Raw genomic sequence first — 11,272 nt, forward strand, 5'->3', positions numbered from 1 at the left:
GAACAATGTTTTCGTTTAGAGAAACAGCCCATTCTCTGCTATGATCCACAGCATCTTCGAGGATGTCCCTCAATTATCAAGTTTGGAATATTACTGTGACCGCTACTGCTTTTTCATCTTTGGCTTTGCCGCAAGAGTTAACCGATAACTTATCAACTTTAGGTTATACGCAAATGACGCCTGTGCAAGCGCAAAGCTTGCCAGTGATCTTGCAAGGCAAAGATATTATTGCCCAAGCTAAAACAGGGTCGGGTAAAACGGCTGCATTTAGTCTAGGTGTGCTAGCTAAGTTAAATGTGAAACGCTTTCGTATTCAGTCTCTCATTTTATGTCCAACCCGAGAATTAGCAGAGCAGGTAGCGGAAGAAGTTCGTAAGCTAGCCCGTGGTATTCATAACATTAAAGTTTTAACCTTATGTGGCGGTGTGTCTATTGGTCCACAAATTGGCTCATTAGAGCATGGTGCGCATATCATTGTTGGCACGCCAGGTCGTGTTGATGACCATATTCGCAAAGGCACATTGCGCTTAAATGATGTTGAAACCTTGGTGTTAGATGAAGCTGATCAAATGCTAGATATGGGTTTCCAAGATACCCTTGATGCTATTGTTGAGAGTATTCCAAATCAACGCCAAACATTATTGTTTAGTGCGACTTATCCAAAATCAATTGCTGCGATAGCTGAGCGAGTGCTTAGCAACCCTGAAATGATTAAGGTAGAAGAAGAGCAAACAAAAAGCACAATCAAGCAATACTTTTATAAGCTAGATAACAACAAACAGCGCTTTAATACATTGAAGCTGTTGTTATTAAAGTTCCAACCAGAAAGCTGTGTGGTTTTTTGTAACACCAAGGTTGAAACTCAACAGATTTGTGATGACCTTTATGCTGAAGGGTTTAGTGCGGTTGCCTTACACGGTGATTTAGATCAACGTGAACGTGAGCGCACTTTAATTCGCTTTGCTAATAAAAGTGCCTGTATTCTGGTTGCAACGGATGTTGCTGCGCGTGGCTTAGATATCAACGATATGGACATGGTAGTGAACTACCACCTCGCGCATGACCCTCAAACCCATGTACACCGTGTTGGTCGTACTGGTCGAGCAGGTAAAAAGGGTATTGCATGTTCTATTTATGGTGAAGCAGAGCAATTTAAAGTGGCACAAATTGGCGACCACTATGAGCGCGACTTTGACCCTGAACCAATTCCGCCATTTAGCTTGCTCGAAAAGCCTGCTTATAAGCCAACCATGGCTACCATTATGATTGATGCCGGCAAGAAGCAAAAAATTCGTGCCGGTGATATTTTAGGTGCATTAACTGGTAAAGAGGGAATTGCCGGTCATCAGGTAGGTAAAATTAACGTACTTGATAATGTGGCCTTTATTGCTGTTGAGCGAGCAGCTGCAAAACCTGCATTACGCAAATTGACCGAAGGTAATATTAAAAAGCGCAAGATCCGTGCGCGACGTTTGAGTCGGTAATCTGGTTAATTATGAGCAGCTTGCTTTTAGTTGCTCATATTCGAGTTGTATTCTCTTAAACTCAATTGCACAGCCTTGGCGGTCTGGGTGGTGTTTTAATGCTAGTTGTCGCCAACGCTTTTGTAACTGTTTTTCCGAAAAATCAGTAGGTAGCTGCCACGCCTGTTGTAATTGTATTAGCTGCTGCTGAGGTAATGAGTGAATGGCCTTTTTTGGGCTAAATGACGAAAAGCGCTGCCAAAAATCAGTTAACAACGTATCAATTTCATCGCTTGTTGTATCAAAGTTTTGCCAATCTAAATAATAACCCCGTAGCGGGTCATGACTTTCTAATGCGTTACTTGTTTGCTTACTAATAAGTTCAATATGTAAAGAGGCAATCTCTAGTTGTTGCTCTGGCGCAAGTTGTGCTTGCAGTTGATACAAGCCATTCATAACTAAAAAGTTGCGTTTAAACAGATCTTTTTGTGGGTCTGCGTCTAATGGTTCTATTTTTCCAGATTCACTAAGTGCGCTGGCAAGCGTATGAACCTTCCAAACAGGCTGTTCCAAAAGGAGGTAAAAAATCTCATCAATCAGTGGGTTAACCATTGTTCGCAAGCCTGACTTTGGTGTAATCTAAATGTGTGTACGCTATCACAGCTAAACAATTGAAACTACAAAGTTGCTCTGAGATAAATATTTAGCATTATAAAATTAGCATAAAAAGCCAAGTATAAGATTAGGGATATTAAATATATGCTCGCACCTACACGTTTAAGCATACTTTGTTCAGCGTTTTTTTGCTGTTTTTTCGTTATGCCCTTCAATTTGGCTGCAAATTCATTATTTGAGCAATTCACACAACAAGAACAATGGGAAGATAAGCATCAACTAGGGTTACAGTTAATTTCACAAGGTTCACTGAGTAATGAGCAAACTCTTGAAGTTTATATGCAATTAGCCGATTTAGCATTAGAGAAAGATTTATTTTCTAAAGCAATTGAAAATTACCAAAAAGTTGAGTTATCTACATCATTTGATACCAATCCGGAGCGTTTCTTTCGTGCAATAAAAATGCAAGGAGTGACCTACTATTACCAAGGTTTGATGCAACAGGCGCTAATAGCGTACTTAAAAGCGATACCTTTTGCTGAAAAAATGCCTGACCCACTAGCTAAAGCCAATTTAATGAGCAACATTGGTCTCGCTTATTTTGATATGTTTAATTTGAATCAAGCTTTAAATTACTACAAACAGGCCAAAGATATTTATGAGCAACATGGTAGTGAGCAAGATAAAGCTGATATTTTGCATAACATTGCCGGAATATATATTCGACTTTCAAGTTACGAAGTTGCTCTTGAAATGTACAGAGAAACATTAAATATATTCCAAAGTTTAGGTGATATGGATGGTGTCGCTCAATCCTATGGAAATATGGGGGTAGCTTATTCTGAGCTTGGACAGTATCAACTCTCTTTGCATTATTATCAGCGTGCTTTGCGCTATTATCAAGAAACAAATAACGCCTATTTCTTGTCTTCTCGCCATGGCAACATTGCTAATGTTTATTTGCGCACGGGTGATTTAGAGCTTGCCTTAAGCCATGCCGAAAAAGCGATTGAGTTTGCAAAAAAAATTGACAACAAAGCCTTAGAGTTGGCCGGCGTGTTGTCACAAGCAAAAATTGAATTGTTACAGAATAAATTAACAAAAGCTGAATCCACTTTAACTACTTCAGTACAGATGGCAAAGGAGTACAAAGACGATTTACGTGTTCAAGATGGTATGGGAATGATGGCTTTAATTAAAGCAGGTCAAGGTGATTTTGCTACAGCCGTTGCGAATTTTGATAAGTTTGTTCGTTCATTTAACTCTGTTCAAAATGCCAAATTATTAAAGTCGATGGGAGAGTTACAAAGCCAGATACAAGCAACTCAGCTCAATCAAGAAATAATCGAACTAAAGCAACGTCAACAAGTACAAGATCTCGAAATGTCCAAACAACGACAGTTGGGCATTATGCTATTCATCTTATTCGTTATGCTGGTGGTAACAGGTATTACTGTATACCGTCGTAGTATTGAAAAAGGCGCTAAAGAGCAGCTTTCTTTAATGGTGGCAAAACGAACAAAAGAACTTGAAGAAACAGCAGAAAAATTGCGCAGAGCTAACGAAATAAAGAGTCAATTTTTAGCAAATATTAGTCATGAAATTCGTACGCCGCTAACTGCAATTTTAGGGCAAACAGATAATTTAATTAATGGTTATTATAAACCAGAGCACTTAAATGATGAACTTGCTGTTATCCAAAAACAAAGTGATCATTTAAAAGAGCTAATAAATGACGTGCTAGATATCAGTAAAATTGAAGCTAACAAGCTAGAGCTTAGCTTAAAAGAGGGGGATTTAGTTCGGTTGCTTACTGATGTCCATTCTATGCTTAGTGGTCAGGCTAAAGATAAAGGGTTGAACTTTGCATTTCATAATGAACTTGGTGAGCAATATTATAGCTTGCTCGACTTTACCCGCATTAAACAAATCCTTATTAACCTGTGTGCAAATGCAATTAAGTTTACAAACCAAGGCGAAGTTGAGTTAAAGGTTTCGCGTGTTGAGCAAGGTGTGTGGTTTTATGTTACCGACACTGGTATTGGCATGAATGCCGAGCAACTGAAGCAAATATTTGACTGCTTTAGCCAAGGTGACAATAGTATTAGTCGCCGTTTCGGTGGTACTGGACTTGGATTAAGTTTATCGCAACAGCTTGCAATGATGATGGGTGGTTATATAAGTGTTGAAAGTGAGCTGAACCAAGGTAGCGTGTTCTCATTTTACTTACCTTGTAAAGAGTATATACCAAGCTCTGACATCATTGAGCCTGCAAAACTCGAACAACATGCTGCCAATGGCTTATCTGGCAAAGTGCTGCTAGCTGAAGATCATCCAGATAACCGCCGTTTAATTTCTCGCTATTTAGAATCTATGGGACTTGAGGTGATTGCTGTAGAAAATGGTGAGCAAGCCGTTGAGCAGTGTTTAAAGGAGTTTCCCGATGTCGTGTTGCTTGATATTCAGATGCCAGTGCTTGATGGTTTAAGTGCGCTTAAACTATTACATGAATGTGGGTTTACACAGCCTGTATATGCGTTAACGGCTAATGCTATTAGTCACGAAATCGACGGTTATCTTCAAGCGGGATTTACAGGTTATCTTGCTAAGCCAATTGATAAAAAGGTGTTTTACACGCAACTTGCTAAGCATTGTAAGAAGGACGCCGTTACAATTAAGTCTCAGCATGATATGAGCGACTTAGTCGCTAGTTTTATTGCAAGTTTCGAGCACGAAAGCGCCTTAATACAACAACACTTTGCTGCTGATAAATACTTCGATTTGCAGCAGGATGCGCACCGCATTGGTGGTGCTGCAAAAATGTTTGCGTTAGATGAGGTGGCAGTGAGTGCAATGGCGCTTGAGTCTGCACTAAAACAGCAAAAATTATCAGACTTAACTAGCCTAGTTGCTCAGTTGCTTGAGCAGCTACATTGTGCTGCTGTAAGTCAAAATAACTCAATCTCTCCATCTTGATGATTTTTAGAAGAGTCGCTAGTTTGGATACGATCGCGATTTATACGCTGATTAGTATCGATATCTGGGTGAGCAATATGAAACAAAGACAGTTTGTCATCTATAGCGTGAGCTAAGCTAACTAAATCCTTACTGGACACAGCTTGAATTTGCGAACTTGAAAGTGCGTCTGAGTTTAATTCTACCATTGCATCAATACTAGCCTGGGCTTCGTCAGACATAGTACTTTGTATTGCGACTTGCTCATGAACGCCCTCTGAGTAGCTGCTGATAGCTAACATAGCCTGCTCTATTTTATTTGTTTCTTTTGTCGTTGCATCAGATAACTGTACTGTATTTTCAGCTTCCTTGAGAGCTGTTTGCATCAGTTGATTTGCAAGTTTGGTGCTGTGTTGAATTTTAGCTACCATTTCACGCACTTCTTGGGTCGATTTACTCGTTCGTGCAGCTAAGTTTCTTACTTCATCTGCGACAACTGCAAAGCCTCGACCTTGCTCACCAGCGCGGGCTGCTTCAATTGCCGCGTTTAATGCCAAGAGGTTGGTTTGATCTGCGATGCCATTTATTACATCAATAATTGAGCCTATAGCATCACTGTCTTGTTTAAGTAATAAAATTTGTTCGCTTGTGAGATTTATATTATCAGCAAGTGTAATAAGGCTTGCTTGGCTTTTATCTGAATCAGAACGAGTCTGTTGAACTGATTCTGTCGCAGCCAAAACCGATTGAAAGATTTCTTTCAAGCTATGATCAAGCTTTCTTGACACTTCAATCGTTCGATTTATTGTATTGGCTAAATCAATTCCATGTGCATTTTGTATTGTGGCTTTTTGAGTCATTGAGGCATAGGTGTCTCGCAGAGCATCTGCCATAGGAAGAAGCCGCGCAGATGAAGCCGAAACTTCACTAAGTAAATGCTCGACCATGGTTAGACTTGCATTTAAAGCGTGACAGACCTCAGGTAATTGGCTGTCACTTTCATTAAACCGAAAAGTGAAGTCGATGCCATCTTTTGTTGTTATACAAGATACAAAATATTTAAGGTAGTCCTTTTGTTTGTCATTATCTTTATGTAGATAAATGATTAATAGCGACCAAGGAATGACTGAAACTAAGCCAAAAATGACTATTTCTTTCATAGATGAGTTGAAAATGATAAAGCTGGTAATACTGCCAATTAAGCTAACTACAAATAGAATAATTGCAATTTTTAAATGCGACATAGAGGATCCTTACCTTTATATCTAATCATTTATAGAACAATTATTCTTCAAATACCAATAAACTTATTCTGAAAAAGTATAACTTTTAAAGTGTTATGTGCTTAGTTTTAGGCAAAAAAAATGCCTGTATTAAACAGGCATTTTTTAAAAACTTAGTAATCGTTACTGTCGTTTCATTGAGTCAAAGAATTCATCATTGGTTTTGCTCATCGAAAGCTTATCAATTAAGAATTCCATGGCGTCAATTTCTGACATCTCATGAACGATCTTACGTAAGATCCACATCTTTTGTAGTTCATCAGGTTTAGTAAGTAACTCTTCGCGACGCGTACCTGAGCGGTTAAAGTCAATCGCTGGGAATACACGCTTTTCGGCAATCTTACGATTTAAGTGTAATTCCATGTTACCTGTACCTTTGAACTCTTCGTAGATAACTTCGTCCATCTTCGAACCAGTATCGATAAGAGCCGTTGCGATAATTGTTAAGCTACCGCCTTCTTCTACGTTACGAGCTGCACCAAAGAAACGCTTTGGTTTGTGTAATGCGTTTGCATCAACACCACCGGTTAATACCTTACCTGATGATGGGATCACCGTATTGTAGGCACGAGCAAGACGTGTGATTGAATCAAGTAAGATAACCACGTCTTTTTTATGCTCAACAAGGCGTTTTGCTTTTTCAATTACCATCTCGGCAACTTGAACGTGACGACTCGCTGGTTCATCGAACGTTGAGGCAACTACTTCACCTTTTACAAGGCGCTGCATCTCTGTAACTTCCTCTGGACGTTCGTCGATAAGAAGAACCATCAGTTCACAATCAGGCTGGTTGTAACTGATCGATTGCGCAATGTTTTGCAGTAGCATGGTTTTACCCGCTTTCGGCGGAGCAACGATAAGCGCACGTTGACCTTTACCAATTGGAGAGGCTAAATCAAGTACACGTGCTGTGATGTCTTCAGTGCTACCGTTACCACGCTCCATACGTAAACGTTCGTTTGCGTGTAGTGGGGTAAGGTTTTCAAATAGGATTTTTGTGCGAGAGTTTTCAGGTTTGTCGAAGTTTACTTCATTTACTTTTAATAGTGCGAAGTAACGTTCGCCGTCTTTAGGTGGACGAATAAGGCCTGAAATTGAGTCACCAGTACGCATGCTGAATCGACGGATTTGACTCGGTGATACATAAATATCATCTGGGCCGGCTAAGTAAGATGCTTCTGATGATCTTAAGAAACCAAAACCATCTTGTAAGATCTCTAGTACACCGCCGCCATAGATGTTTTCACCGCTTTTAGCGTGCGCTTTAAGGATGGCGAAAATGATGTCTTGTTTTCTTAAACGGGCTACGTTTTCGAGCCCCATGGACTCAGCTAAGTTTACAAGCTCTTTTATAGACTTGTCTTTTAATTCGCGTAAATGCATATTGGTGGGTTCTTTATTACAATTGTCATACTCAAAATCATCGTTTGATACATGAGTGAGGTTTGTTGGTATAACTAAGGATTAGTTGGCTTTATAAACTAGCAGGTCACTAGCAAGGCGTCCAGTCTTTAAACAAAATAAAGCTAAAAAAAGGGCAAAAAGCCCTTTTTTTATATTTTCATTAGATGTTGTTTTCTAAAAACTCTACTAATTGAGTCTTAGATAGAGCACCAACTTTAGTTGCTGCAACTTGGCCATCTTTGAAAAGAAGTAATGTAGGGATACCACGGATACCGAACTTTGGTGGTGTGCCTGCATTCTGGTCGATGTTAAGTTTACCAACGGTAACTCGGCCATCAAACTCGCCAGCTACTTCGTCAAGAATAGGGGCGATCATTTTACAAGGTCCGCACCATTCAGCCCAAAAATCAACAAGTACAGGTTTGTCTGATTGTAGTACGTCAGCTTCAAAGCTATCGTCAGTTAATTGAATAATTTTCTCGCTCATTGCGATCTCCGATTAGTTAGGCGAAATATTTAATGCGTATTTAAACACTCTTGTTTCTTATTGCAAGTTTAAACGTTATGCTTAAACGCTATGACTAAGACACATTTGACCGATAAAAAGTTTTCAGACTTTGCTATCGCACCGGAAGTGGTTGCCGGTTTAACCGAAAATGGGTTTGAATATTGCACACCCATTCAAGCAAAATGCCTACCTTTTATTTGTGAAGGCCGCGATATTGCGGGCCAAGCACAAACAGGTACGGGCAAAACGTTGGCGTTTTTAACCGCCACGTGCCATCGGTTATTACAATCTAGCAAAGCATCTAGTAAACATCCAAGAGCCCTGATCATGGCCCCAACAAGGGAGCTGGCGATTCAGATACACAAAGATGCAAAAATTTTAGCGCCACACTGTAATCTTAACTTAGGATTAGTATATGGTGGCGAAGATTACGAAAAACAACGTGCACAACTAGAAAAAGGCGTTGATATTTTAATTGGGACTACTGGACGCCTTATCGATTTATACAAGCAGGGCTGTTATACCCTCAATGAAATCGAGGTTGTAGTGCTTGATGAAGCAGATCGTATGTTCGATTTAGGCTTTATAAAAGATATTCGTTATATGTTTAGACGTATGCCAGAAACGTCTGAGCGATTAAACCTATTATTCTCTGCAACCTTGTCATATCGTGTGCAGGAATTAGCGTTTGAACATATGACTAACCCTGAGCACGTACAAGTCGAGCCTGATGTAAAAACAGGTAAGCGTATTCAAGAAGAGCTATTCCATCCATCGCAAGATGACAAAATTAAGTTACTGTTAACTTTAATTGAAGAAGAATGGCCAGATAAAGCGATTGTGTTTGCAAATACGAAACACAGTTGTGAGAATGTTTATGCATGGATGAAAGCCGATGGTCACCGAGTTGGTTTATTAACCGGTGATGTAAACCAGAAAAAGCGTCAATCAATTTTGGCTCAATTTACCAAAGGCGATTTAGACTTTTTAGTAGCAACAGACGTTGCAGCTCGTGGTTTGCATATCCCAGAAGTAAGTCATGTATTTAATTTTGATTTGCCAGATGATTGTGAAGACTATGTACACCGTATTGGTCGTACCGGACGTGCAGGTGCATCAGGACACGCTATTAGCTTTGCCTGTGAACAGTATGCCTATAATCTCCACGAAATTGAGCAATATATAGAACACAGCATTCCATTATCACATTATGATAAAAGTGCATTGCTTGATGATTTAACTAAGCCTACTATTCAGAAAAAGCGGAACTATTCTACAGGCCCACGTAATCGTAATAACAACGGACGTCGACCAAATAATAGTTACCAGAAATCGCGGTCGTGATAAACGACCGTTATTGAAGACTTAGTAGTAACTAGAGGTTTTTGAACGGTGGGGCAACTTCAACCGCAAAAAAATGTGTATGCAGTAATCGACTTAGGATCAAATAGCTTTCATATGCTGATCGCTAAATCGATTGCTGGCGGTCTGCAAACGATCGGTCGAGTAAAACGTAAAGTAAGGCTTGCTGCAGGGCTTGATGAAAACAACGTCCTTAGCACTGAAGCCATGCAACGAGGTTGGGAATGCCTAGCCTTGTTTGCTGAACGTCTACAAGACATACCAAAGAAAAACATCACAATTGTTGCGACCGCAACTTTACGTCTTGCTACTAATGCTGATGTATTCAAGCATAAAGCTGAACAGATCCTTGGTCATAAAATCAATGTCATCAGCGGTGAGTTAGAAGCTAAGACAATCTATAAAGGCGTGGCGCACACCTCTGCTTGTAGCGGTAAACAACTGGTTATCGATATTGGCGGAGCCAGTACCGAAGTTGTTATCGGTCAGGGTTTTGATGCACTGCATTATAAAAGCCTACACATGGGCTGTGTTACCTTCCTAGAACGCTACTTCAAAGATCAAAAGCTCAGTAACGAAAACTTTGCTGCTGCAATTAAAGCTGCAAGTGAAGTGGTTGCAGAAATTGTCGATGAATACCAAGCAACCGGATGGCAAATTGCGAGCGGTGCGTCAGGCACAGTGCAAGCGATCCAAGAAATCATGGTTGCACAAAACCAAGATGAGCTTTTAACGCTTGATAAACTTCTCGCTATTAAAGAGCAATCAGTGCAATTTGAAACGATTGCTGATCTTGAGCTTGCTGGCTTGAGTGAAGAGCGCCGCCTAGTGTTTGTTTCTGGCCTCGCTATATTAATCGCCTTGTTTCAATCGCTAGATATAAAACAAATGGGTCTTGCGCGCGGTGCATTGCGTGAAGGTGTTTTATATAGCATGGTGCCAGAGCTTCATAACCACGACATCCGCAAGCGTACAGTTGATGGTTTAATGAATCGCTATCATGTAGATCAAAAACAGGCTTGTCGTGTTGCGCAACTTGCGGAGCAGTTGGCTAAAAGCGTGATGGGGCAATGGCAATCGATCGATGAAAATGCAATTGCATTGCTAAGGACAGTAGCAAAATTGCACGAGATAGGCTTACTAATAGAGTATAAGCTTTATCATAAGCACACGGCTTACATTATAGAAAACACAGATATGCCAGGATTCTCGCAATCTGAGCATAAACTAATTACTGCTGTTGCTAGTGAGCATCGCGCTGATCTTGTTAAAAACAGTTTTGCTCACTTGGGCTGTCATCAAGTACTCGCAGAATGCTTAACAAGAGTTGTGCGGATCGCTGTGATCTTATCAATGCGTCGCCAAGATGATGTACTACCAGCGATTGATCTCAGTGTTAATGAAAACACCCTTACACTAGCATTTGATGGTGATTGGTTAAAATATCATCCATTAATGGCCAGTGAGCTGCAACTAGAGTCCAAGCTACAAGCAAAAGTAGGTTGGAAGCTTATAGTAAAATAACGTTAAAAGGCCCTTCGGGGCCTTTTTTAGTGCTATTTTTACCCGTTTCGTTCGTATTTTGTGCGAACAGTCATTTTTTTAATAAAAACTTCAAAAAACAGTTGATCTCAATTCGGATCTCCCTATAATGCGCATCCACCGACACGGCGGACTGCTTA

8 protein-coding genes are annotated in these 11,272 nt (G+C 40.1%); 4 read left to right on the plus strand and 4 right to left on the minus strand.

The window, feature by feature from the left end; all coding sequences use genetic code 11:
* Positions 1–95 precede the first annotated feature (95 nt).
* A complete protein-coding gene (gene dbpA, locus NO991_RS18720; protein ID WP_054554675.1) occupies positions 96–1,484 on the plus strand; it encodes an ATP-dependent RNA helicase DbpA in 1,389 nt (462 codons plus the stop codon).
* A 9-nt stretch (positions 1,485–1,493) separates the two neighbouring features.
* Here the strand turns inward: dbpA and NO991_RS18725 are convergent, their stop codons facing one another.
* A complete protein-coding gene (locus NO991_RS18725) occupies positions 1,494–2,075 on the minus strand; it encodes a DNA-J related domain-containing protein (RefSeq protein WP_209328397.1) in 582 nt (193 codons plus the stop codon).
* Positions 2,076–2,294: 219 nt separating this feature from the next.
* On the opposite strand from NO991_RS18725, the gene NO991_RS18730 reads away from it, so the two are divergent.
* A complete protein-coding gene (locus NO991_RS18730; RefSeq protein WP_300362388.1) occupies positions 2,295–5,054 on the plus strand; it encodes a tetratricopeptide repeat protein in 2,760 nt (919 codons plus the stop codon).
* Here the strand turns inward: NO991_RS18730 and NO991_RS18735 are convergent.
* The 3 genes from NO991_RS18735 to trxA form a co-directional block, all read right to left on the minus strand.
* Positions 5,027–6,277 carry a methyl-accepting chemotaxis protein gene (locus tag NO991_RS18735; RefSeq protein WP_300362391.1) on the minus strand — a complete coding sequence of 417 codons (1,251 nt, stop codon included), beginning with the start codon at positions 6,275–6,277 and terminating at the stop codon, positions 5,027–5,029. The two genes, NO991_RS18730 and NO991_RS18735, sit on opposite strands and share 28 nt — an antisense overlap.
* Positions 6,278–6,439: 162 nt before the next feature.
* On the minus strand, positions 6,440–7,699 hold the full coding sequence (rho, locus tag NO991_RS18740; RefSeq protein ID WP_054554678.1) for a transcription termination factor Rho: 1,260 nt from the start codon (positions 7,697–7,699) through the stop codon (positions 6,440–6,442).
* 181 nt (positions 7,700–7,880) lie between these two features.
* The gene (gene trxA, locus NO991_RS18745) at positions 7,881–8,207 is read right to left on the minus strand and encodes a thioredoxin TrxA (protein WP_054554679.1); all 327 of its coding nucleotides are present in this window, start codon (positions 8,205–8,207) and stop codon (positions 7,881–7,883) included.
* Positions 8,208–8,297: 90 nt separating this feature from the next.
* Here trxA and rhlB point away from each other — a divergent pair, with 90 nt between their 5' ends.
* Both rhlB and gppA read left to right on the plus strand, forming a co-directional pair.
* The gene (gene rhlB, locus NO991_RS18750; protein WP_054554680.1) at positions 8,298–9,572 is read left to right on the plus strand and encodes an ATP-dependent RNA helicase RhlB; all 1,275 of its coding nucleotides are present in this window, start codon (positions 8,298–8,300) and stop codon (positions 9,570–9,572) included.
* A gap of 48 nt (positions 9,573–9,620) precedes the next feature.
* Positions 9,621–11,114, plus strand: coding sequence for a guanosine-5'-triphosphate,3'-diphosphate diphosphatase (gene gppA / locus NO991_RS18755; RefSeq protein ID WP_371352277.1), 1,494 nt, complete (start codon positions 9,621–9,623; stop codon positions 11,112–11,114).
* Positions 11,115–11,272 lie beyond the last annotated feature (158 nt).

This window comes from Pseudoalteromonas sp. DY56-GL22, from assembly GCF_041414715.1.
GTDB lineage: Bacteria > Pseudomonadota > Gammaproteobacteria > Enterobacterales > Alteromonadaceae > Pseudoalteromonas > Pseudoalteromonas simplex.